Annotated in this window: 15 protein-coding genes; 8 read left to right on the forward strand and 7 right to left on the reverse strand. The window is 69.4% G+C overall.

Features of this window, described 5'->3' with window-relative positions:
* Window positions 1–13: 13 nt before the first annotated feature.
* Together G4D83_RS15835 and pgeF are read right to left on the reverse strand one after the other, a co-directional pair.
* On the reverse strand, window positions 14–880 hold the full coding sequence (locus G4D83_RS15835; RefSeq protein WP_163865593.1) for a tetratricopeptide repeat protein: 867 nt from the start codon (window positions 878–880) through the stop codon (window positions 14–16).
* Between the two features lie 80 nt (window positions 881–960).
* On the reverse strand, window positions 961–1,740 hold the full coding sequence (gene pgeF / locus G4D83_RS15840) for a peptidoglycan editing factor PgeF (protein WP_163865594.1): 780 nt from the start codon (window positions 1,738–1,740) through the stop codon (window positions 961–963).
* A gap of 193 nt (window positions 1,741–1,933) precedes the next feature.
* Here pgeF and G4D83_RS15845 point away from each other — a divergent pair, with 193 nt between their 5' ends.
* A complete protein-coding gene (locus G4D83_RS15845; RefSeq protein ID WP_163865595.1) occupies window positions 1,934–3,859 on the forward strand; it encodes a GGDEF domain-containing protein in 1,926 nt (641 codons plus the stop codon).
* A 17-nt stretch (window positions 3,860–3,876) separates the two neighbouring features.
* Here G4D83_RS15845 and G4D83_RS15850 read toward each other — a convergent pair whose 3' ends face one another.
* From G4D83_RS15850 to G4D83_RS15865, 4 genes are all read right to left on the reverse strand, one after another.
* A complete protein-coding gene (locus tag G4D83_RS15850) occupies window positions 3,877–4,470 on the reverse strand; it encodes an SGNH/GDSL hydrolase family protein (protein ID WP_163865596.1) in 594 nt (197 codons plus the stop codon).
* Between the two features lie 13 nt (window positions 4,471–4,483).
* Complete coding sequence (locus tag G4D83_RS15855; protein ID WP_163865597.1) at window positions 4,484–5,950, reverse strand: trypsin-like peptidase domain-containing protein; 1,467 nt, start codon at window positions 5,948–5,950, stop codon at window positions 4,484–4,486.
* 99 nt (window positions 5,951–6,049) lie between these two features.
* A complete protein-coding gene (locus G4D83_RS15860; protein WP_163865598.1) occupies window positions 6,050–7,639 on the reverse strand; it encodes a glycoside hydrolase family 57 protein in 1,590 nt (529 codons plus the stop codon).
* A gap of 25 nt (window positions 7,640–7,664) precedes the next feature.
* Window positions 7,665–9,917 (reverse strand): DUF4912 domain-containing protein, encoded by a 2,253-nt coding sequence (locus G4D83_RS15865; protein ID WP_163865599.1) that lies wholly within the window; start codon window positions 9,915–9,917, stop codon window positions 7,665–7,667.
* A 132-nt stretch (window positions 9,918–10,049) separates the two neighbouring features.
* Between G4D83_RS15865 and G4D83_RS15870 the strand changes: the two genes are divergently transcribed.
* Window positions 10,050–13,691 carry a glycosyltransferase gene (locus G4D83_RS15870; protein ID WP_163865600.1) on the forward strand — a complete coding sequence of 1,214 codons (3,642 nt, stop codon included), beginning with the start codon at window positions 10,050–10,052 and terminating at the stop codon, window positions 13,689–13,691.
* A gap of 99 nt (window positions 13,692–13,790) precedes the next feature.
* Window positions 13,791–18,014, forward strand: a complete 4,224-nt coding sequence (locus G4D83_RS15875; RefSeq protein WP_163865601.1) for a response regulator — start codon at window positions 13,791–13,793, stop codon at window positions 18,012–18,014.
* Window positions 18,015–18,183: 169 nt separating this feature from the next.
* Here the strand turns inward: G4D83_RS15875 and G4D83_RS15880 are convergent, their stop codons facing one another.
* Window positions 18,184–18,378 carry a hypothetical protein gene (locus G4D83_RS15880; RefSeq protein ID WP_407667154.1) on the reverse strand — a complete coding sequence of 65 codons (195 nt, stop codon included), beginning with the start codon at window positions 18,376–18,378 and terminating at the stop codon, window positions 18,184–18,186.
* Between the two features lie 223 nt (window positions 18,379–18,601).
* On the opposite strand from G4D83_RS15880, the gene G4D83_RS15885 reads away from it, so the two are divergent.
* From G4D83_RS15885 to G4D83_RS15905, 5 genes are all read left to right on the forward strand, one after another.
* On the forward strand, window positions 18,602–19,540 hold the full coding sequence (locus tag G4D83_RS15885) for an AAA family ATPase (protein ID WP_163865602.1): 939 nt from the start codon (window positions 18,602–18,604) through the stop codon (window positions 19,538–19,540).
* A gap of 58 nt (window positions 19,541–19,598) precedes the next feature.
* Window positions 19,599–21,053 (forward strand): patatin-like phospholipase family protein, encoded by a 1,455-nt coding sequence (locus G4D83_RS15890; RefSeq protein WP_163865603.1) that lies wholly within the window; start codon window positions 19,599–19,601, stop codon window positions 21,051–21,053.
* Between the two features lie 95 nt (window positions 21,054–21,148).
* The gene (locus G4D83_RS15895; RefSeq protein WP_163865604.1) at window positions 21,149–22,099 is read left to right on the forward strand and encodes a branched-chain amino acid transaminase; all 951 of its coding nucleotides are present in this window, start codon (window positions 21,149–21,151) and stop codon (window positions 22,097–22,099) included.
* 126 nt (window positions 22,100–22,225) lie between these two features.
* Window positions 22,226–23,563: an AAA family ATPase gene (locus G4D83_RS15900; RefSeq protein WP_163865605.1), complete on the forward strand. Its 1,338-nt coding sequence runs from the start codon at window positions 22,226–22,228 to the stop codon at window positions 23,561–23,563.
* Window positions 23,564–23,679: 116 nt separating this feature from the next.
* Complete coding sequence (locus tag G4D83_RS15905) at window positions 23,680–24,522, forward strand: Fic family protein (RefSeq protein WP_163865606.1); 843 nt, start codon at window positions 23,680–23,682, stop codon at window positions 24,520–24,522.
* The last annotated feature ends 95 nt before the right edge of the window (window positions 24,523–24,617 follow it).

The following is a 24,617-nucleotide window of genomic DNA, read 5'->3' on the forward strand; positions in this document are numbered from 1 at the left end:
TTCGAAGAAGACTTCACTGCGGGAGCGCGGCGAGCCGCTGCTCCGCCTGCGTGGCGGCGGCCGTCCCCGGAAACTGGGTGACGACGCGCGTGTAGAGAGCCCGGGCATCCGCGGCCTGGTTGAGCCGCATCCGGCACTCGGCGAGCCGGAGCATGCCGTCCAGCATGGCATCCCCGGCGGGATAGGTGGCGATCAGCCGCTCGAACGTCCTGGCGGCGTCCTTGAACTCGTTGAGCCCCATCTGCCCCAGCCCGCTGAAGTACAGCGCGTTGTCCGCGCGCGGGTGGCGGGGGTTCTCCTCGGAGAAGCGGCGCAGGCGCTGCACGCCGCCCTCCACGTTGCCGGTGCGCAGGAGCGACACGGACTTCTCGTAGTCCGCCTCCAGCACGTCGGGGTCCGGCTGATCCGCCGGGTCATCCTCGCGCGTGGTCACCATCGTGGCCCCGCCCGACCCGGACTCCGGCGCGCCGTCCGGCACATTGCTGATGAACATCTCCACCTGCTCGGACTCGGGCTCCACCACGGCCACCTGCGTGGCCAGTCTGGGCGCGGGCTCGAAGCGCGGCTTGAGCTTCACCACCGACAACTCCGGAGTCATCGTCAGCGCCTCATCCTGCGCGGGGGCGGCGACTCGCACGGACGCGGGGATGGCCTGCTTCGTCGCGGGGGAGGAACCCGGGGTCCGTGCGCGCTCGACGGCGGCATGGGCCTCCAGCCGCTCCAGCCGGTCGACGAGGCGGGTCTGCGACTCGCGCAGCGCGCGAAGCTCCGCCTGCAGGGCCCCGACCTCCGCCTGGGAGGCGGAAGTCGTGGCACAGGCGCACAGCGCGCAGAGCGGCGCTGCGGCGAGCAATCGGAAGATGGCGGAGCGCTCGAGCACGGGCCTCGACGGATGAAAGTCCCTTGCGAGGATAGGAAGGCACGTCGGAGAGCGTCAAGAAAACGGCCGTCGCTCCCCTTCTAGAACCGGTTTACCACCAGGTTGAGGTGCCGTCCGGTCCGCCCCGCATCACGCCGGTGGGAGAAGAACCGCGAGGGCTCACACGCGGTACAGACCTGTAGCACGTCCACATGGGCCGCCCGCAGCCCCGCGCCCAGCAGCGTCAGCCGCACCGCGCGTGACAGGTCCAACCGGATGCGCCCGCCCTCCTCCACCACCACTTCCGAGCCGAAGCGCGCCGTGAAGCGCTGTCCCAACTCGGCGGAGACTTCATAGCAACAGCGCTGAATCGCCGGCCCCACGGCGGCGAGCAGCCGCTCCGGCCGGGCCCCCCGCGCCACCAGCGCCTCCACGGCACGTGCGCTGATGTCCGCGTCCGTCCCCTTCCACCCCGAGTGCACCGCGGCCACGCGCCGCCCGTCCGGGTCCACCAGCAACACCGGGACGCAGTCCGCCGTGCCCACCGCCACCCACGTCCCGGGCACGCCGGTCCATAGCGCGTCCGCCTCGCCCTCGGGAGGCCGCAGCGTGTCGGCGCCCTCCTCCGCCACCAGAGCCTCCTCCACTCGAGCCTCCAGCACCCGGTCTCCGTGCACCTGGGACACGCGCGACAGCAAGCCCAGCGGAGCGCCCGCCGCCACGGCGAGCCTGCGGAGGTTCTCCTCCACCTTCTCCCGGTCGTCTCCCGTGGAGAAGCCGAGGTTGAGCGAGGCGAAGGGCCCCTCCGACACACCGCCCGCGCGCGTCGCGAAGCCGTGTGGAACGGGGAGCAGCGAGGACGTGAGCAGCTCGGTTGCCATGAGGAGGTCCTTCATATCCGTCAGGCCTGGCGCGACGCATGCGGACGTCGACGTGCGTCAGCTGGATGCGCCAACGGAATGATAAAATTCCCATGCAAGTACGTTTGACAGTCCGCGTCAGCCCATTGACAATTCCTCTGACTCTTCGTGAAACGGGTTGAATCCTTTCGAACGAAGTGACGCGAACGCGCGCATGCCCCTGGGTCCCGACACCGTAGGCCGCAAGCTCCTCTGGAGCATCGCTCTGCCTGGGTTGGTGGTGACGTTGCTGGGCGTGGGCCACTTCTGGCGCGAGGCGCGGGTGGCGGTGCAGGACGCCACACAGGTGGAGTCGCTCGCACTCGCGGAGTTCGTCGCCTCGACGTTCCTGTTGCCGCAGGGTCCCGGTTCCCACGCGCATGGCGCGGTGACGGAGGTGCTCCACTCGGACACGCGGTTGTTCCGCTCGGTGGCGGATGTGCGCGTGCTGACGCCGGATGGACGGGTGCGCTGGTCCCGCGCGCCCTCCGAGATTGGCACCGTGCACCCGGAGGCCTCGCGCCTCACCCGCCCCGGCCCTGAGACGGCGCGCTCCGCGGACGGGGTGACGGAGGTGGTGCGGCCCCTGGGCGGTCCGGAGTGCGGGAGCTGTCACTCGCGCGGAGAAGTGCCCGGCGCCAGTGTCCTGCAGATGCGGATGACGGAGCCCGCGCTGCACCAGCAACTGACGCGGGTGTTCGGTGGCGCGCTGGGGTCCATGGCGGTGTTCGCCGTCATCCTCGCGCTCGTCATCGCGCTGTCCTTGCACTTCAACCTGACGCGTCCGCTGCGCCGGCTGAGCGCGGCCATGGGGCGCGCGGAGGCGGGAGACCTCTTGGTGCGCGCGGACGTGCGCGGCACGGATGAAATCGCGCGCCTGGGCGCGGCCTTCAACCAGATGCTGGCGCGGCTCACCACCATGAAGGCGGAGGAGATCGACACCCACCGGGACTTGGAGCTGGTGAAGGAGAAGCTCGCGCTCAAGGACGAGCTGGAAGAGCGCCTGCGCGAGCTGTCGCTGCTGTTCGACGTGACGCGCTCCCTCAGCTCCACGCTGGAGCTGGACGAGCTGCTGGAGGGTGTCACGCGGCTGGTGGTGGAGCGGCTCCAGATTCCGGAGTTCTCCATCATGCTCGTCAGCGCGGAGGGCACGCTGGAGGTGCGCCAGGCGTGGCCGGAGGGGCGTGGCTCGGAGGGCCTCATCTTCTCGGTGGGCGAAGGCGCCTGTGGCCGGGCGGCGCAGACGCACAAGGCGGTGTACCTGCCGGACGTCGGGGACCCCACCAGCATCTTCGCGCGCCGGGGACTGGAGAAGGACGCGCTCGTCACGGGCGCGCTGCTCGCGGTGCCCATGGTGCATGCGGGCACGCTCATGGGCGTGGTGAACTTCCAGCGTCCGCTCATCGCCAGCTTCTCCGCGGGGGAAATCGAGCTGCTCACCGCCGTGGCGGACATCGCGGCGGCGGCGGTGAAGAACGCTCGGCTGCACGCGGAGACGGTGAAGCTCACCATGACGGACCCGCTGACGGGGGTGCCCAACCGCCGTCACCTCTTCCAGCGAATGGAGCTGGAGCTGGCGCGCGCGCAGCGCTTCGGCACGCCGCTGGGGCTGCTCATGGTGGACGTGGACCACTTCAAGCGCCTCAACGACCTGGCCGGCCACCGGGCGGGTGACGAGACGCTCCGCCGCGTCTGCGACATCCTCCGCTCGCGCGTGCGCAAGGTGGACACGCTCGCGCGCTACGGCGGCGAGGAGTTCGTGCTCCTGCTTCCCCATGCCACCAAGCAGGACGCGGTGGAGGTGGCGGAGAAGCTGCGCCGCGCGGTGGCGGAGACCATCGTCCTCTCGCAGCCGGGCCTCCCGGGCGGCCACGTCACCGTGTCCGTGGGCGTGTCCCACTTCCCCACGGACGCCAACACGCAGGAGGGGCTCGTCGACAGCGCGGACGCGGCCCTCTATTGCAGCAAGCGCACGGGCCGCAACCGCACCACGCCGTTCGAGATGGGGATGGAAATCCACCCCGGCCGCGAGCGCGGGCCCCACACGCCTCCCGCCGAGGCCACCGGCCCCGTTCCTCCGAGCGGCGTGGCCAAGGCGTAGGACGAACCGCGCACGGCTCAGCGGGACACGAGCGTGCGCACCGTGGGAAGCATCAGGTCCGCCCACTCCTCGTAACCTTCCGCGGACGGGTGGAAGCCGTCGCCCGAGAAGAACCGCGGCGCGCGGGGAAACATCTCCTGGCTCGCGGTGTACAGGTCCACCAGGTGCAACCCCTCCGTGCGCGCCACCTGGGCGATGGCGGCGTTGAAGGGCTCGATGCGGCCTTCGTAGAGGGCACTGGGCACCAGCTTCGCGACGGGTGCCAGGGCCAGGTCCGCGATGTTCACCAGCACCAGCGGCGAGCCCGTCTGCTTCAGCCGGCGGGCGATGCGCTCCAGGTCCTCCTGGAAGTCCTCCACCGCAGTGCCACGCCAGATGTCGTTGGTGCCCACGCCCAGCGTCACCAGCGTGGGGTGCGCGGCCACCGCGGCCTTCACCTGCCCGGTGAAGACGTCGCGGATGCGCGCCCCGCTGACGCCCAGGTTGGTGAGGCCCACGGAGAGCCCGTCCTTGCGCAGTCGCGAGGCGAGGCGCTCGGGGTAGCCGCCGCCGCGCGTCGCTCCCACGCCCACGGCCGTGCTGTCTCCGAGCGCGACGTAGTTGACGCTCATGTCCGTCGCTCCACTACGGCATGCGCAGCGCGCGCAGCATGCGACCGCCTCCGGGAGTCGCCACGCGCAACAGCAACGTGCTGCCCTCGGGCGCGGCGCGAATCGACTTGGCCAGGTCGTCCGCGTTCTTCACCGGCTTGCGGTTGGCTTCCACCACCACCATGCCCGGCTCGAGCTGCGCGCGGTCCGCCGGAGAGCCCGGAATCACGTCGGTGATGAGGGCGCCCTGGCGCTCGTTGAAGCCCGCCTGCTGCGCGGTGCGCGCATCCAGGTTCTGGAGGCTGACGCCCACGCGGCGAGAGCTCTCCTGCGAGTCCTCCCCCTGCGGCTTGCGCGCGGTGACGCCCTCCAGGTCGGGCCGGGTGCCGAGCATCACCTTCACGTCCTGCTTCTTGCCCTCGCGGAACAACGTCAGCGTGGAGGTGCTGCCCGGACGCTTGAGCGCCACGGTGCGCGTGAGCTGGCCACTGGACGTCACCGTCTGCCCGTCGATGGCGGTGACGACGTCGTCCGACTTCAGGCCCGCCTTCGCCGCCGGAGAGTCCGGATTGACTTGCGTGAGGATGGCCCCCTCCGTCACCGGCAGCTTGAGTGCGCTCGCCAGGTCCCGCGTCAAGTCCTGGATGCCCACGCCCAGCCACGCGCGCGTGACGGAGCCTTCCTTCTCCAGCGCCGGCACCAGCGCCTTCACCAGGTTGCTGGGCACCGCGAAGCCGATGCCCGTGCCACCGCCGACGATGGCCGTGTTGATGCCGACGACCTCGCCTCGCATGTTGAACAGCGGACCGCCGGAGTTGCCCGGGTTGATGGCCGCGTCCGTCTGGAGGAACTCGTCGTACGGCCCCGCGCCGATGTCGCGCGCGCGAGCGGAGACGATGCCCAGGCTCACGCTGGACGCGAGTCCGAAGGGATTGCCGATGGCGACGACCCAGTCCCCCACGCGCAGTCCGTCGGAGTCGCCCAGCTTCACCGTGGGCAGGCCCTCCACCTTGTCCTTGATCTTCACCACCGCGACGTCGGTGAGAGGATCTCTTCCCACCACCGAAGCGGAGAACGAGCGCCCGTCATCCAGTCGCACGGTGATGGAGACGGCGTCCTCCACCACGTGGTTGTTGGTGAGGACGATGCCCGTCGGCTCGATGATGAAGCCGGAGCCCGCGCCCTGACGGAGCTGCTCCTTGCCTCCCCTGCCCCCCGCGCCTCCACCGAAGAACCGGTCGAAGAGCGGGTTGTCCTCCATGCCCCTCGCGCCTCCACCGCCGCGCGCCTGCACGTCCACGTTGACGACGGCCGACTTCACCGAGTCCACCAGCGGCGCCAGCGACGGAAGCGCCTGCGCCTCGCGCGTGGCCGGCTGGAGGTTGCCGGGCCGGCCTTGCGCGGGAGCGGGCGCCGCGGTCTGCGCCCACGAAGCCGACGGGACGGCGAGGAGCAGCGCGGTGGCCAGGGCGCTCCGGAACGCGACGGAAGAACGGGTCATATGCTCCCCAAGCTAAAGCCGAAATGCGGTCCGGCAAGCGAAACGGCCGACGGTCATCCACCGAAACAATCGGGGCCCGACACCCGCGAGCCCCTGAGTTCATCCCAGTCGATAGAGGCGGTAGTCGAGCTCCGGGAAGAGATTGTCGCGCCCTTCCAACTGAGCAAGCCAGCCCTCGTCGATGGTGCCCGCCCTCAGCTCGTCATGCAGCCGGAGGAAGTGCTGGACGTGCTCCTGGGTGCGCCGCTTCGCGTACTCCACCATGGTGCCCGTCTTCAGGATGAAGGCCCAGTCGGAGCTCTGCGCGAGCAACAGCTCCCGCGCGGCCTGGTTGAGCGCACGACGCTGGAGCGCCGGAGCGTCCGGAAAGTCACGCGCGAGCTCCACCATCTTCCGCGCGCAGTGGGTCAGATGGCGGTAGACCCAGTCGTTGGTGCCATCCAGCCACATGTGGGCATAGCCCCCCGCGCCCCACGAGGACATCGGCGGCGTGGCCACCTGGTTCTCTGGGTTCTCTCGCAGGTCATCCAACGGCGTCACCAGGTCGAAGGTGGACTGCTCGCGTGCCGCCTTGCGGATGAAGGCCTCCAGGAACCACGGCCCCTCGAACCACCAGTGGCCGAACAGCTCCGCGTCGTAGGGCGAGACGACCACGGGCTTGCGACCGCCAAGGCGCGAGGCCAGGTGCTCTATCTGCCGCTGCCGGTTGAAGAGGAAGTTGCCGGCATGCACGGCGGCGCGCTCTCGCGCCAGCGCGGGGTCATAGGGGCGCTTGTCGTCCGTCTTCCCGGTGATGCGGTAGTACTTGAAGCCCGTGTTCTTCCGGTCGCCCGTCGGCTGGATGAAGGGACGGATGTAGTCGAGGTCCAGGTCCCAGCCGATGTCCCGATAGAACTCGCGGTAGTCCGGGTCGCCGGGATAGCCGTACTCGGAGCTCCAGACCTGCTGGCTGCTCTCGGGGTCCCGCGCGAAGGCGGCGACACCGGCCTCGGTGAAGATGGGCGCGTAGGGGCCGTGCAGCGGACGCGGCGTGGCGTCCGTCAGGCCATGCGTGTCCACGAAGAAGTAGCGGATGCGCTCGGCGGCGAGGATGCGCTCCAGGCCCGGGTAGTAGCCACACTCGGCCAGCCAGATGCCGGCCGGGTCTCTTCCGAAGTGCTGACGGTAGTGGTTGGAGGCCACCATCACCTGGGCGCGCACGGCCTCGGGCACCTGCTGCATGAGCGGCAGGAACCCGTGCGTCGCGTTGCACGTGAGGATGTCCAGATATCCCGCGTCCTGGAGGCGCCGGAACGCGGCGACGAGGTCTCCGCGGTAGCGGTCGTGGAAGGCGCGGCGCAGCGTCTCGAAGTGGTCCCGATAGAAGCGCGCCAGGGCCCCGAAGGTCGCGTCGGTCCGGGTGCGGTGGACCTCGCGCGCGCCCAGTTCGCAGAGCTGGTCCAGCTTCCGTGCGTAGCGCGTCATCAAAAGCTCGTCGCGCAGCATGGTGACGAGCGTGGGCGACAGCGTCATCGCCAGTCGGAACGGGACGCCATCCTCCGCCAGGGAGTCGAAGGCGAGGAGCAGCGGGAGGTACGTCTCGGAGATGGCCTCGTAGAGCCAGTCTTCCTCGAGGAAGTCCTCGTGCTCGGGGTGTCGGACGAACGGGAGATGCGCGTGAAGGACGAGTGAGAGGGAGCCCAGGCTCATGGTTGGTGGAGGTGTCCTTGCGGGTTCACGAGCGGCCCCCGCCCGAGGGCGGCTTCCGGTTCGAGTCCTGGTCCGAGCTGCCTGTCCCCATCGTCACCGGCTCTGGACTCGAGCCTCCCACCAGGTCCGAGTAGCGCCGGTCCGAAGCTCCGGGAGCGCGGGGCGGCGACTCGAAGTAGCGCATGTCAGAGGCACCGGGCGCACGCGCGGGGGCCTCGAAGTAGTGCAGCTCCGTGGAGCCCGTGGTGCCCGTGGGGCGAAGAGGTGCCTCGAGGCCACCTGCGTCCATGGGTCCGGCGGACCTGGGAGGAGGCTCGGCGTAGCGCATGTCCGAGGCGCCCGGCGCGCGAGCGATGTCCAGGTACTGGTACGGAGGACGGGCGTCCTTTTGCGAGGCCTGTGCCGCGCCTTCCGAATAGCGCTGTTCGGAGGAGCCCGGTGCACGCACCTGCCCGAGTTCGAGGTATTCGAACGCACGCGGCGACGACGCGGGGCGCACCGTGCCTTCGCCGTACCGCATGTCCGAGGCGCCGGGCGCGCGCTCCTGTGCATCCAGGTAGCGATGCGAGGCGAGATAGCGCTGGTCCGAGGCACCCGGCGCGCGCTCGATGCCTTGCAGATAGGTGCCGGAGCCCGCCTGGGAGCCGGGGCCCTCGGGTGAGGGAGGAGCACCGGGACCGACACCTTCGCGGTGGACCACGGGGATGTCCTTCACTCCCGCGCTCCCGGGCAGGTTGACCCGGTGCCACGTGATGTACTCGCGCTCGTGATTCTCCGGCGCCAGCGTGGGGACTGGGGCTACAGCGACGGGGGCCTCGGGCTCCACCGGGACGGGCCGACGCAGGAAGCGCACGGACGTGTCCGTCGATACGCCCGAGGGAGGGAGCGCCACGCGATTGCTGGAGGGGCCGATGCGATGCGCCTTGCCATCGCGGCCGACGAAATGGGCTTCGACGCGGTACGGGCGCCCCGGTGGAAGTCCATGGATGTAGTAACTGCGTGACTCCAGTGAGCAGTCCACCTCGCGCACGAGGGACTCCCCATCGAAGACACGCAGGACGGACCGCGGCTCCTCCAGTCCCTGCATCGCGCGAGACCTCGTCGCGGGGCTGAAATCCCAGAGGGCGAAGAGGGTATGCGGGTCGCGCGGGAGCAGCAGCGCGGTGTCGTCGTGGTACTCGCGGGAAAGCGGCTCCTGCGCTTCGGGCTCCGGCGCGGCGAGGAGGGACGCTTCCGGCGTGGGCGCGGGTGGCTGCTGGAGGTGATGGCGACGGGCCTCGGCCTCGCCTCGGACGCGCGCGACGAAGAAGCCCTCGACGAGCGGCTCGGCGGGGTGCTGTTCCACGGGCTCGTCTGGTGGAGCCTCGGTGCTGGAGGCGGACGGGCTGAAGGGCCGCGCCGCGTCAGGGTTGGAACCGAGCACGGCTTCGGGCTCGGTCGACGTCACGGTGTCGCGCGAACCACGAGGCTTGGGAGGGAAGTTCACGATGTGGGCCGGGCGTGCGGAAGGTGAGCTGTCGGACTTCTCTGAGGCGCGCTTGGCCGCCACGCGCTTGGGTGCGGTGACACGTCCCTGCTCCGACATCTCGGTGGCCGCCTTTCGTGGAGTCTTTGCACGCGGCGTGTCCGTGGCGAGTGGGGCCGAGGACGTTCTCGCCTCGACGAGGGGGGCGATGGGGGGCGCCGCGACCTTCCCAGGGAGCTTGCCCAAGGCCCTGGACGCCGCCGCCGCGACCTTCGCGGGGAGCTTGCCCAGCGCCTTGGCTGCCGCCGCCACGACCTTCGATGGAGAATCGCGCGGGGCCTTCTCCTTGGATGCCGCCGCAGCGACCTTCGCCGGGGCCTTCTCCCTGGATGGCGTGGCCGGAACTTTCACCGGGCCCTGTGCCTTCGCCCGGGCTGGTGTCGCCCCAGCCGTCGCCGCGCCCTTCGCCTTTGCCGCCGCCGCCCTCCCCTTCACCGTGGGTTCGGCCTTGGCCTTGGAAGCCTTCGCGGAGACTTTCACCGAGGGAGCGGCCTTGGGCGCGCTCCGGGTCACCTGCTTGGACCTGGCGGAGGGCGTCACGGGCCGGGCGGGCCCGGAAGAGGACTTTTTCGCGGCGGGGCCCTTGCGAGGAAGCTCGATGCCGACCAACCGGGCAAGCCTGGCGAGCGAGGGCACGAACCCGGCCAGGGCGGCAATCAACTCCTCCTTATTGAGCTTGCTGTATCCGCTCCCCAGGTGCTTCCGGGCCAGCTCTCTCAGGGAGCCGACGGTGACGCTCTTGAGGTCGTCCATGGGCAAGGTCGCCTTTAGGTCGCCGGCCGTGGTGGGTCAACGTGCCAGCATTGCTTGTGTTCGTCGCCCGACCCCCTTCCCACCACCTCACCCGATGACACCCAGGATGCACCTCGGTATTCTGCTCCCGCTTTGAGCGACCTGCCCAGACTGCTCCTGTGCAGCTTCGACGTCATCCCCGGCCCTTCCGGCTCGTCACGTCGTTTGACCGAGTACCTCAAGGCGTTACCGGATCGCTTCTCCGTGGTGGTGCTGTCGGCGAAGACGCCCGACCACTCCCATATCGAGAAGTACCAGGGTGCTCGACTGCTGCGCGTCCCAGTAGGCTCGGGAGACCTTGCCTCGCGAATCCAGGCGTTCGAGCGGGCCGTGCGCCGTCAGCTCGAGAGCGAGGACTACGCGCTCTGCCACTTCACTGACCCCTTCGGCGGCTATGCCCTGTGCGAGCTGAAGGGGGACTACGGCTACCGCCTCATCTATGAGGCGCAGACGTTCCCCTCGCAGGAGCTGCGCTACACGCATCCGCAGACGGAGGGCGACCGGCGCTTCCTGTCGAAGGTCCGCAGGCAGGAGCTGTTCTGCCTGATGAACGCGGACCTCATCGTCACCGGCTCCCAGACGACGCGCTCGTACATCCAGTCGCTCGGCGCGAGCGAGGAGCTCATCCGGGTCGTCCGCGCGCCGGTGGACCTGGCGCCCTACGTCCCCGACGCGCTGGGGGCGCCGGATGGCGAGCCCCTGCGGTTGATGTACCTGGGCAGCCACGTGGGCTGGCAGGGCCTGCCGACGCTGCTGCGCGCGGTCGCGCTTGCGGCGAAGCAGGTCGAGGTGCGCCTCACCCTGGTGGGAGCGCAGCACCCGGACTGGCAGCCCCATCTGGACGAGCTCGTGAAGGAGCTGGGGCTCAAGGACCGGGTGGAGTTCCAGCCGCCCGTGCACCATGACGACGTGGCCAAGGTGCTCGCGCTGGCGGACGTGGGCGTGCTCGCGCTCGACGACGTGGAGCGCAACCGGCTCCAGGGAGGACCCCTGGCGAAGGTGTCCGAGTACTTCGCCGCGGGCCGCCCGGTCATCGCCGCCGACCTGCCTGTCTGCCGGGAGCTGATTCCGGAGGACGCCGCCCTCTTCTTCCCGGCAGGGGACAGCCGGGCCATGGCCGACCGCATCATCGAGCTGGCGCGCGACATTCCGCGCCGCGTCGAGCTGGGCAATCGGGCCCGTGAGCATGCCGAGGCCGCGCTCGACGCCGGCGTCATCCGAGGTCAGTTGCTGGACCTCTACGACTCGCTGCTGGAGAAGCGCACGGGTCCGGTGACAAGCACGAGCGAGGACGATCTCCCGGCGGCGACGATGGTGACGGGGACGCCGACCAGCCGGCTCGCGACGCTGCTGCCTCCGGACAGCGGTCGGGTGAAGATTCCCCAGCCGGAGAAGCGGGAGCCCGTCGCGGAGAACACGGCGCCGTCGTCGGACGACGCCCCCAGCGACGACCCGCCCGTGGTGATGGGGATGGTTCTGGAGGACGGGTTCGATACGCGGCTCGTCAAGACGGAGCCGGACGCACGTCCCATTGAGCCGCCCGTCGTGATGGGCCTGCCCCTGCGCGAGCGAGCGGCCCCGCCCGCCGCGACGACGTCGAGCACGGAGTCCTCGGCGTCGAATGGAATGGCGGCGCCCTCGCATTCCGAGCCGACACCCCTCGCCACCCCGGCGATGACGGCGGATCCGACACCTGTCACGCCCACTCGCGCGGTGTCGCCCGAGGTGGTGGGAGCCGACGAGAAGTCTTCCGCGGATCCGGTGGAGGCACGCGAGGAGCGCGCGCAGGACGAGAAGGACGAGGTGTCCAGCAAGTCCGCGACACCGCTGCTGGAGGATGCGCCCCCTGGCCCGACGCCGGTGGAGCCGCAGTCCTCGAAGTCCTCTGATGAATCCCGCGCGCGCTCTGAGGCGGGCTCACCCGTGGAGGAGAGTGAGCGCACGGGGGAATCGCCCTCACCCACGCCGGTCGTCCGCGCACCGGCCGCGCTGGGCATCGACGAGGCGCCTTCGCCCACGCCAGTTGTACGGACGCCCGCACCGCTTCCGCTCGACGAGCCGCCTTCGCCTACGCCCATCGTTCGGGCGCCCGCGCCCCTTCAGCGGGACGAGCCGCCTTCGCCTACGCCCATCGTTCGGGCGCCCGCGCCGATTCCTCGCGAAGAACCTCCTTCACCTACGCCCATCGTTCGGGCGCCCGCGCCGATTCCTCGCGAAGAGCCGCCCTCGCCTACCCCCATCGTTCGAGCGCCTGCGCCGCTTCCGTTCGACGAGCATCCTTCGCCAACGCCCATCGTCCGGGCACCCGCGCCGCTTCAGCGGGACGAGCCGCCTTCGCCTACGCCCATCGTCCGCAGCCCCATCGCGGCGAGGCACGATGACGAAGCGCCCGCGCCGACGCCGATCATCCCAGCGCGCTCTGTGCTCGCCAGCCGCAGCACCTCGTCGAGAGTGGAGACACCGTCCCGTCGGATGTCGTCCCTCACCACGCCGACGAAGGGGACTCAGTCCCTCGACTCGGAACGCGGCGCGGATCGCCCATCGGGACGTACGCACTCGGTCTCCGACGCTGAGCGTTCAACGGGTCGCACGAGTTCCTCTACCGACTCGGAGCGTCCGTCGGCGCGCGGTACACCGGTCCCCGAGCCTGAGCGGCCCTCGACCCGCTCGGGCTCCTCTACCGACTCGGAGCGTCCGTCAGCTCGCGGTACACCGGTCCCCGAACCCGAGCGGCCCTCGGGCCGGACCTCTTCCGTGGTCGACGCGGAGCGCGCTTCGGCTCACACGGGTACGACCACCGACCCCGAGCGTCCGTCGGGCCGCACGGCCGTCCCCGAGCTTCCGCCACGAGCCACGGATCCCGAGCGCCGCACGCCACGCCCCTCGGGAGTCGTCGAGCCCGAACGCCCGCGAGGGACCTCGGACACCGATCGCCTCCCTCCACTGGTTCGCCCCACCCCACCCACCGAGCCCGGCCGCGCCGTCTCGCTCCGTGGAAGCGCCTCCGACCCGGAGCGTCCGCCTCCCGTCCTGACCCCAGGCCCCGTCCCCGCCATCACGGATCGTCCGGCCCTCGGAGACCACGCGCCAGACACGGAGCGCGGCCCACAGATGCTCCGACCTGGCGGCCCGAGCGAGGTTGATCGCCCGCCGGCACTCCCCCCTCGCGCCAGCGCCCCGCCTCCCGTCCCCCCTCGCCAGCGTCCGCCTCGCCTGATGTCCGTGGACGGGCCGCCCCGGCTGGAACCCATCGAAGGGGCCGCCGCCCGCCCCTCCCTGAAGCCCGCCGAGCCCGAGGACGAGCCCGAGGAGATCTCCGAAGACGAAGCCCAGGCCATCGAGGATGGTGACGAAGCAGGACCTACCCCATCCCACTCGCACCCACGTCTCGACGAACCCGACGAAATCAGCAGCGACGAGGTCGAGGAGGCCGAGGTCTCCGTCAGCAGCGCCGCCCAGCTGATCGAAGACGAGGACGACCTCCAGGAGGCCGAACCCGACGAGGCCCTCCCCGAGGAGACGGCGGAAGAAGACGGCCCCGCCCCCGAGCCGCTCTCCTCGACGCTCAACCCCTGGTTCGCCCAGCTCGCCCACGGGTACTGTCCGCCGGAAGGCACTCGGTTCGCCCGTCACACTCCCCCCACCACCTTCCCGGGGCGGGACGACGACACGGATCCGTCCAGGTTGCCCCCCACGCCCCGTGCACAAGGCACCGTTCGCGGCAAGGGCTCGTGAAGCAGCCAACCGAGCACCCTCCGGAAACTTTCCAAGCCTCGGGCCCGCCCAGTAGGATGTTGCGGTTTTCACTGCACTTTTTGCGGGTGGAAGGGCTTCATGGAGCGCCGCGTCCTCATCGTTGAAAGCCAAAACGACTTCGCCCTCAGCATGGCGACCGTGCTCAAGAGCGCGGGCTACCAGACCGCCATGGCGGCGACTGCCACGGATGCGCAGCGCGAGCTGGAGAAACGCCGGCCGGATCTCGTCGTCCTCCGAGCCGAGCTGCCGGATCAATCCGGGTTCACGCTGTGCGGGCAGATCAAGAAGGGCAAGTGGGGCCAGAATCTCAAGGTCCTGCTCCTGTCCTCCGACACGGGAGTCGAAGGCTTGACGCAGCACCGGCAGACGCCGGGCGCCGCGGACGGCTACCTCGTCATCCCCTTCGAAATGGGAGAGCTCGCCTCGTTGAGCACCGGCATCGTCCCCACGGGTGCGGAGGAATCCGACGCGGACCTCGACGCCGCGCTCTCCGGCAACCCGCGCGAGGCTCCGCCTCCGATGCCCGCCATCCGCACCAGTCCCGGCGGCCCACCCAAGCTCCCCAAGCGCGAACGACGCAGTGCGATGACGGAAGAGGACCGCGCGTTCCTCGACCGCGCGTTCCAATCCATCGCCGACCGCAAGGCGGAGCTGCTGGCGGAGTCGCGTCAGCTCAAGCGCCCGCCTCCTCGCCGCGAGCTGATGGGCACGCCGGAGGGGAAGATCCAAATCCTCCGCGACGAGCTCAAGACGCGCGAGGCCCAGCTCGCCCGCCTCTCCGAAATCTGGAGCGTGCGCGAGCGCGAGCTCCTGTCCGGCGAGGACCGGCTCCACGAGAAGGACGTGGAGCTGCAAGGCCTCAAGATGCAGGTGGACGACCTGCTGCGCCGCTTCAATGAAGCGCAGCAAGCCATGCTCCAGAAGGAACGCGAGCACGGCGCCACCGTCGATGACCTGCTGCTGCAGAAGTTCTCCTCGGAGAAGGACCTCATCGAGGTCGTCGCATCCAAGGAGAAGGACATCAACGTGCTCCGCAAGGAGGTCCACAACCGCGAGGACGAAATCGCGCGGCGTGGCACCGACCTGGAGCACCTGCGAGCCGAGTTCGACAAGCTCGAGAAGCTCCACAACGTCGTCACGCTGGAGTTCGAGGTCAAGGAGCAGAAGCTCCAGGACACCGTCCGCGCGAACGAGGCGGAGATCGCCCAGTTGGGCAAGCGCGGCGACGACTTCGAGTCGGAGCTGGGCCGCACCGTCAGCGAGCGGGATCAGCGCTATGCCGAGCTGGACGGAGAGATTCAGGCCCTCCAGGAGCGGCTGCAGCAGACGGAGCAGGAGCGCGACACCACCGTCCGCGGCCTGGAGACCCGGGCCGCCTCCGCCGAGGAGCACGGCGCCCGGGGCGACGCGGAGATCATCCGGCTGAACGCGGAGCGCGACTCGCTGGAGGCGCGCCTCAGTCAGCAGGTGGCGGATCTGGAGGCGGACCTCGCGCGCACCACGAGCGAGCGCGAGCAGCTCCGGATGGACAAGGACGCGCAGGAGACGGAGCTCAATCAGCGCGTCGATGACCGCGACGCGAAGATCTCCTCCCTGGACCGCGAGCTGGCGGAGGCCATCGAGCGCAACGAGCGCACCGAGGCCGACCTCAACTCCAACATCCAGCAGCAACTGGAGCGCATCGGCGAGTTGGAGGGCGAGGTCGAGGCCGTCAAGGCGCACCTGGCCGACCGCGAAGCCGAGCTGTCCGGCGAACTCCAGGCGCTCACCGACGCGAAGAACGCGCTGGAAGAGGACCTCACCGGCCGTCTCGAGGCGCTTCAAATCGCCAAGGACGCGCTGGACGAGGACCTCACCCGGCAGCTCGAGGAGCTTCGCGCGGCGAAGGCCGAGCTGGAGGCCGACCTCACCGGCCAGATTCAAGCCCTCACCTCGCAGCTCGAGGAGTCGCAGCGCATTGGAGATCAGCTCCAGGCGCGCGTCGTGTCGCTGGAGGACACCGTCGCCCAGCGCGAGTCCACCATCGAGGGGCTCCAGGGCGACGTCGCGGCGAGGGATCAGCGCATCTCCGAGCTGACGGGAGACCTGGAAGCCACCAGCCAGACGCTCTCGCAGACGCAGGACACGCTGGCCCGCACCGAGCAGCAGCTCGCGGACACGCAGAACACCCTGGCGAGCACGGAGCAGTCGCTCTCCGAGACGCGGGGCGAGCTGGAGGCCACCAGCCAGTCGCTGAGCGAGACGCAGACGCGGCTGGCCCAGACGGAAGAGGCGCTGTCGACGACGCGCGGCGAGTTGGAGGCCACCAGCCAGACGCTCTCGCAGACGCAGGACACGCTGTCGCGCACGGAGCAGCAGCTCGCGGACACGCAAGGCACGCTGGCCCAGACAGAGGGCACGCTGGCCGAGACGCGCGGCGAGCTGGAGGCCACCAGCCAGACGCTCACCCAGACGCAGAACACGCTGGAGGAGACGCGCGACGCGCTGGGCACCACCACCGCGCAGCGCGACGGCCTCAAGGTCGAGCTGGATGACACGCACGAGACGCTGCGGACGACCCAGGCCGCGCTGGCCAGGACGACGGGCGAGCGGGACCAGCGCATCGCCGAGCTGCAGGCCCTGAGCGAGGCCAAGGACGCTCTGGAGCAACTGCTCACCGGCCAGATCGGGAATCTGCGCGGAGAGCTCGCGGAGACGCTGGGCAACTACGAGGCGGAGCGGGCCGCGCACGAGAAGCTCGCCGCCGAGACGAGCGCGAGCATCGAGGCGCTCACGGGTGAGCGCGACGGGCTGCGCTCGGAGCTGGAGGCCACCAGCCAGTCGCTGGAGCAGGTGCAGGGACAGCTCGCCGCGACGAGCGACGCCCTGTCGCGCGAGCAGCAGGCCCACTCCAACAGCCGTCAGCAGGCCGCCAACACCCAGGCCGCGCTGGAAGCGGACCTCAACGAAACGCGCAACCAGGTGGAGGAGCTGGGCGAACAGCTCACCATCACCAAGCACGAGCTGGGCGCCCGGGTGGCGGAAGTCACCCAGTTGTCCTCCCAGCTCGCGCAGGTGGAGGACACACGGGCGACCCTCAAGGAGCGGCTGGACGCGCTCACCGAGGAGTCCCAGCGCCGCGAGGAGCTGCTCCAGAACGACCTGGCCACCAAGGGCAAGGAGCTGTCGGACACGCTGCGCAAGCTCACCCAGGTGACGCAGGAGAAGATGCGTCAGGCCGAGGTGCTCAACCGCGAGGTCGCCACCCGCACCGAGCAGCTCAAGGCGATGGAGACCAAGCTCCAGACCCAGGCCGCCGACGCCAAGCGCCACGCGGACGGACTCGGCCAGCAGATGGCCGGGCTCAACAACCAGTTCGAGCTGGCGAAGAAGACGCTCGGCGAGCGCGAGGAGCAGCTGCGCGCGGCGGGTGCCCAGCACCAGAAGCTGACGCAGGAGCGCGACGGCATCAACGGTCAGCTCCAGCAATCCGAGGCCCGCCTCCAGCAGCAGGCACAGCAGGCGCAGCAGGAGCGCGCCGAGGCGAAGCGCGCCTCCGACGAGCTGGCGGCGAAGCTGGCCAAGTCCGAGCAGCGCGTCGCGCAGCTCACCCAGGAGGCCCAGGCGAAGGCCGCCGACGCCGAGGCGAAGGCCAAGGACATGCAGGCCCAGCTCGCCACCCGCGCCAAGAAGGCGCAGGACCTGGAGCTGGCACTGGAGAACGCCCAGGGCGCCAAGGCCCGCGCGGAGAAGGACCTGGCCGCCAAGGTCGCCGCCGCCGAGGGCAAGGCCAACGAGGCCGCCGCCCGACTGGCCACCGCCCAGAAGGAGCGCAAGGACCTGGAGACGCGGCAGCTGCGCGAAATCGAGGAGCTGGGCGCCAAGCAGAAGGCGGAGCTGGAACGCCGCGAGGCCATCAAGACGCAGGAAGTCACCCGCCTGCAGCAGTCCGTGCAGGAGAAGAGCAAGGCGCTCAAGGTCGCGGAGCTGGAACTGGCTCGATTCAAGAGCAAGTCACCCGCCACGCCCGCCCCGGTGGCCGCCAAGGCCGCCAAGGCCGCTCCAGCCCCCGAGGACGACGAGCTCGCGACCAGGCCGCAGCTCAATCAGGTCATCCCCGCCGCGGCGGCGGCTCCCGCCAAGGCCGCCAAGGCCGCCGCGAAGCCCGCCCCCGCCGCCAAGAAGGCCGCCGCCCCCGCCCCCGCACCGCTGGGTGGCGACGAGTCGGAGCCCACCGACCGCACCATGGTCATGCAGATCCCCGTCGGCGGCGTGAAGGAAGACGACGACTGGACGGCGCTGGTGGACGAGCTGGACAAGTAGCCCGCTTCCCGGGGGCCGCCGCCATGGTGGCGGCCCTCCGCTGGAAATCCCCACCTCGTGCTGTCTGGAATCCCGGCACCCGCCGGAAGGCCGGCACGGGGCCGGGGTGCCTCGGGCAGCGTCGCGAGCCGTCCGGCCGCGACATCCATGCCCTACCGAGGCGGAAAACTCAGAGGGCCGCGCGCGCGTCGCGCACCAGCTCCTTGAAGTGCAGCGTGGCGAGGACGTCGCGGAGGGAAGCCTCGCGGCCGACGCTGTGCGCCTGCGACTGCGCCTCCCGCCAGCGGCTCACCAGCGTCCGCACGGCGATGTACGACAACAGCAGGGGGAAACCACCCGGCAACAGGATGATTGCCACCGCCATCACCATCCTCATCCACGCCCACACCATGACCACGGACCTCGCTGCTTTCCTTCGTGAGTTGCGCCGTAGAGATGCATGACGTGTGCCCACGGTGCGCAAATAATTTCCCCGCGTTTTTCCGCAGGGTTGGAGGGCAGCGGGGCAGGAAGGTTGGGGACCGGGTCCACGGACCCTGGCATTTTTGCCGCAGTCGCCTGGGGGGCCGTCGGTTAAGTTCAGCCGGGTGAGCCCCCCTTCGACGGCAGAAATCCGCACCTTCACCAGCGTGGCGGACGCGGAGAAACACCTGGAGCAGGTGGGATACCTGCCCTCCCCGGAGATCGCCACGGCGGCCTTCCTGGCCGACCGGATGGACAAGCCCATCCTCGTCGAAGGACCCGCGGGCGTGGGCAAGACGGAGCTGGCGCGGGCCATGGCCACGGCGCTGGGCCGCGAACTCATCCGCCTCCAGTGCTACGAGGGCCTGGACGAGGCCAAGGCTCTCTACGAGTGGGAGTACGCCAAGCAGCTGCTCTACACCCAGCTCCTCAAGGACAAGATTGGGGAGATGGTGCAGGGCACGTCCACGCTGTCGGAGGCGGCGGACCGGCTGGCCTCGAGCGACGCCGTCTTCTTCTCCGAGCGCTTCCTCCTGCCGCGTCCCATCCTCCGCGCCCAGCTCTCCGAGCGCCCCGCCCTGCTGCTGGTGGACGAAATCGACAAGGCGGACCCGGAGTTCGAGGCCTTCCTGCTGGAGGTCCTCTCCGACAACGCCGTCACCATCCCCGAGCTGGGCACCTTCCACGCGAAGCACATCCCCCGGGTGCTGCTGACGTCCAACAACGCGCGCGAGCTGTCCGACGCGCTCAAGCGCCGCTGCCTGCACCTGCACATCGACTTCCCGGACCGGGAGCGGGAGCTGCGCATCGTCCGCTCGCGGCTGCCCCACGTGCCGCAGGTGCTGGCCGAGCAGGTGGTGGAAGCCGTCGCCGCCATCCGCGCGCTCGACTTGAAGAAGGCGCCCTCCATCAGCGAGACGCTGGACTGGGCGCAGAGCCTGGTGCTGCTCAACGCGGAGCAGCTCACCTCGGACGTCGTGGCCTCCACGCTCAATCTCGTCCTCAAGTACGAGGGCGACATCGAGAAGGCCCGCGCCAACCTGCCGCAGATCGCCCAGGCGTGAGGTCCTTCATGACGCCCGCCCTCCCGAGGGCGGCGGGAGGAGGTCCGACGCGCGGTGTATGCTCGGGGTTCGCGCCCACCGAGGCCCTGGCCCACCCGTGCTCCTGAAGGAACGCTTCCAGATCACCCGGCCGCTCGAGGAGCTGGAGCTGTCGCTCGTGCGCGCCTCCCTGGCGTCCCCCGGCCTGCTCGACGCGCGCGAGGAGGCCATCCTTCGCACGGCGCTATCCCTCGCCCGGCTCTACAAGGTTCAGCACGGAGGACTCGACGTGGGCGTGGGCGCGCTGCTCACGCCGTTCCGCGAAGAGGTGGAGCGCCGCCTCACGCCCGTGCTGGGAGGACTCCGGCCTCCGACGAGAGACAGGCTGGTGCCCCACGTGAGGGACTTGCGCGAGCACGCCGCGAAGGCGCGTGACGGAGTGGTGGCGAGGCTGCGCGGACGCGTGCCACCCGAGGCGTTGGACCGCGAGCTGCGTCACAAGGAGCTGGTGATGGTGACGGGCGGCGGCGGCGGCACCGCCTTCGTGTACCTGGGGGTGATGAGCCTTCTGGCCGAGCACGGCCTGGAGCCGAAGCTGCTCGCGGGCGCGTCCATGGGCGCCATCCTCGCCATCATGCGCTCGCGCATGGCCCGCTTCGACCCCACGGAGATGACCAACATCGTCCGGGGGCTGTCCTTCCGGAAGCTCTTCCGCTTCATCTCCACGGAGAGCCGCTACGGCCTGCCCGCGGCGCTGCGCCTGTTCCTGCGCGCGGGTCTGGGACGCTTCTTCGGCGCGGGGCCCGAGGGCAGCGGCATGCGCCTCAAGGACCTTCCGGTGCCCACCATCATCACCGTGGGCGGCATCCGCCGAGGCATGCTCCCCCGCCCGCTCGAGTATTACGAGCGCCTGCTGGGCACCAGCCCCCTGGGCCTGCTCAACCCCGCGGGCGTGGCGCGCAGAATCCAGGCCGCCATGGGCGCGATTGGAGAGCTGTTCACCCGCCCCGAAATCACCGTGCGCCTGCACCTGGGCGCAGACGACGCCACCGGCGAATTCGACGCGCTGGACGCCGCGGGCTTCTCCTCCGCCCTGCCCGGCGTCATCCACTACGACGTGCTGCGCGAGGACCCTCGCATGCACTCGCTCCTGGACGGGATGCTCGCCCACCACGGCGTGGCGCGCCTCATCGACGGGGGCCTCGTGGACAACCTGCCGGCGAAGGCCGCGTGGAAGGCCGTCGCGCGCGGACGCATCGGCACGCGCAACACGCTCATCCTCGCGTTGGATGGCTTCGCGCCCCGGCTCACCACGCCGTTCTGGCTTCCGCTCCAACGCCTGGCCGCCATGACGGTGGCGCCCAACCTGCCCTACGCGCATCACATCAAGCGCTTCTCGCGCACGCTGTCACCACTGGATGTCGTGCCCTCCGTGGAGCTTGCCTCCAAGGCGCTGCACTTGGGTCGCAAGGCACTCGCCGAGGACCTGCCATTCCTTCGACGCATGCTGGCCCCACTGCCACACGTGCTCTGATTTCCCTGAAGTGGCTTTCACGCTTTGACCTCATAGGGACCTGTGGCTAGAAGGGGCGGGCAGTCCCACTTCTTACAGGCCGAAGGAACCCCCGCATGAGCTCGACCTCGACCAGTGTTTTGCGTGCCGACCAGATATGGCTCGACGGCAAATTGGTGAAATGGGACGAGGGCCAGGTGCATGTGATGACGCACGCCCTCCACTACGGGCTGGGCGTCTTCGAGGGCATCCGCGCCTACAAGACGCATGATGGCCGGCTCGCGGTGTTCCGCCTGCGCGAGCACATCCGCCGGCTGCTCGACTCGGCGCACATCATCATGTTGAAGATGCCGTACTCCGAGGACGAGCTCGTCGAGGCGTGCCTGGACCTCTTGCGCAAGCAGAAGGCGCAGTTCGCCAACGGCGCGTACCTGCGGCCGGTGGCCTTCATGGGCGACGGCGCCATGGGCCTGGGCGCGGTGAACCCCACACGCGTGGCCGTGACGGCGTGGGATTGGGGCGCGTACCTGGGCGACAAGGGCATCCGCGAGGGCATCCGCGCCAAGGTGAGTTCCTTCACGCGCATGCACGTCAACGTCAACATGGTGCGCGGCAAGATTTCCGGCCAGTACGTCAACTCCATCCTCGCCAAGCGCGAGGTGGTGATGGCGGGCTACGACGAGGCCATCCTCCTGGACATCAGCGGCTTCGTGGCGGAAGCGTCCGGCGAGAACCTCTTCATGGTGAACAAGAAGGGCATCATCAAGACGCCGCCCCTCTCCTCGCCCATCCTCGACGGCATCACCCGCGACACCGTCCTGAAGATTCTGCGCGACAGCGGCCGCGCCGTGGAGGAGGTCACCTTCACCCGCGACGCGCTCTACATCTCCAACGAGATCTTCTTCACCGGCACCGCCGCGGAAATCACCCCCGTGCGCGAAGTGGACGACCGCGCCGTCGGCACCGGCAAGCCCGGCCCCATCGGCACCTTCGTGCAGGAGATGTACTTCCGCACCGTCCGGGGCCAGGAGCCGCGCTACGCCGAGTGGCTCACCTACGTCGACTGATGCCCCTACGCGCCGGGTCTCCGGCGCCCCCGGGGTGGGGAGCCTGCCTCCTCGCCCCTCGGGTCTCCCGGGAATGACCATCCCTTCTGCCCTCCCAGGACGGGTTTTGGGCTAGAAAGGGCCCCGATGGCTCCCGCCGGACACGCCTACGACGACAATCCGTTCAAGCTCGAGAACCCGTCCATCCTCGACATCGCTCCCGCCGAGCCGAAGTCGGTGGAGGAGACGGGGCTCAAGATGGGACTGCTCGCGGACATCGCGCTGAAGTTCCTCTATTACACCGGCACCGGCACCGGCATGGTCATCGCGGACGAGATGCGCCTGCCGTGGTCGGGCGTCATCGAGCACGTGGTGGACTTCATCGCCACGGAGAAGCTGGTGGACCTGCGTGGCGGCAAGGGCTTCGGCCGCGCCTCCGTGGAGTTCATCCTCACGGAGAAGGGCCGCGAGTACGCGCGCGACGCGCTCACCCGCACGACGTACGTGGGCCCCGCACCCGTGCCGATTGAGCAGTACAACGCGCTCATCACCAGCCAGACCGAGGAGACGCCCGTCGTCAGCCAGGAGGAGCTGGTGATGGCGCTCAGCCACCTCACCGTCCCCGCGGAGCTGATGGACAAGCTGGGCCCCGCGGTGAACTCCGGGCGCTCGCTCTTCCTCTACGGTCCCCCTGGCAACGGCAAGACGAGCCTCGCGGAGGCCGTCTCACACATGTTCGGCGGCGAGGTCTTCGTGCCGCACTGCCTGGAGATCGGCAATCAGATCATCCAGGTGCACGACCACCTCATCCACACCCCCGTCAAGCTGGAGATGGGCGGAGATGCGTCCGGCCGCCGGCAGTCCTTCGAGATGGACAACCGGTGGATGCTCTGCCGCCGCCCCGCCGTCGTCGTCGGTGGCGAGCTCACGCTGGAGACGCTGGACCTCATCTACTCGGAGAGCACCCGCTTCTACGAAGCCCCGTTCCAGGTGAAGGCCAACGGCGGCATGCTCCTCATCGACGACTTCGGCCGCCAGAAGGTCCACCCGACAGACCTTCTCAACCGGTGGATCGTTCCCCTCGAAAAGCGGGTGGACTTCCTCACCCTCCACACCGGCAAGAAGTTCGAAATCCCGTTTGATCAGCTTCTCGTCTTTTCCACGAATTTGGACCCCAAGGAGCTGGTCGACGAGGCGTTCCTGCGCCGCATCAAGTACAAAATCGAGGTGGGCAATCCCGACGAAGAGTCCTACCGGGAGATCTTCCGCCGGGTGTGCGAGGCGGCGGGCATCCCCTATGTGGACCAGGCCGTCACGTACCTTGTCGAGCACTACTACAAGCCCCGGACGATGCAGCTTCGCGCGTGCCATCCCCGCGATTTGGTGGGGCTCATCAAGGACGCGGCCCGGTACCGGCAGATACCGCCGGCCCTGTCCAAGGACCTGCTCGACCAGGCGTGCGAGGTCTTCCTCGTCAATCTCTAGTGGATTTCGTTGTTACAACCGTGCGGAATTTCTAGAATCCGCATGCCGTTGTATCGCTCGGCCGCACGCTTCGGTCTTCGCTCGCGAAGATACGACGCAAGAAGGAGCCGCAGTCCGTGAAGGAACGCTACCAGGACATCGACGAGAAGAACGAGGCGCTGCGCGAGTACCTCGACATCTACAAGGACAAGCAGCCCGCGCGTGAGTTCCTCGAGCAGTTCGAGATGTCGTGGATCTACCACGACGCCGCGCTGGAAGGCGTGGTCTACACCCATCAGGAACTGAAGGCGGCGCTGTTCCCCGGACGGGCCAGCGCCGAGGCCTCCATGATTCCGGTGGTGCTTGAGATTCGGAATCACAAGGCGGTCTGCGACTTCCTTCGCGAAGAAGCCGCGGGCGCCAAGAAGCAGGCGCAGATCACCCTCACCACCATCAAGCGGATGCACGACCTCTTCCTGGGGAACACCCCGGAGGCACTGGCCGAGCGCGCGCGCATGGAGCGACGGGAGCGCACGGAGAAGGAGCTCGCCAAGGAGCGCGAGCGCTCGGGACTGCGCAAGGACATGCCGCTGCACCGCACGTACTTCCACGACATCCACCAGCCCGTGAAGATCCAACCGGCGCTGGAGAAGCTCGTGGACTACACGGCCAGCGCCGAGTTCCGCGAGTTCCATCCGATAAAGCAGGCCGCCACCGTGCAGCACAGCTTCCTGCAGATCTTCCCCTTCACCGAGCACAGCGGGAAGGTGGGGCGCATGTGCAGCAACCTCATCCTGCTGCGCAACGGCTACATGCCCGCCGTCATCCACTCCATCGACCGGCAGCGCTACTACGAGTGCTTCCGCGGCCCCGTGGCGCAGTTCCGCACGGTGCTGATGGACGCCATGGAGAACTCGCTCGACAACGGGGTGAAGTACTTCAGGGACCTCGGCCGCAAGTACAAGGCCATCAACAACTAGTTGGACCTCCTCAAGTTGGAACCCAAGGGGGCAGGAAGGCGTCCGGGCACACGGCCTTCCGCCCCTCCGTGAACGTCGGAGGGGGCGTTTGCACC

This window comes from Myxococcus eversor, from assembly GCF_010894455.1.
Classification (GTDB): domain Bacteria; phylum Myxococcota; class Myxococcia; order Myxococcales; family Myxococcaceae; genus Myxococcus; species Myxococcus eversor.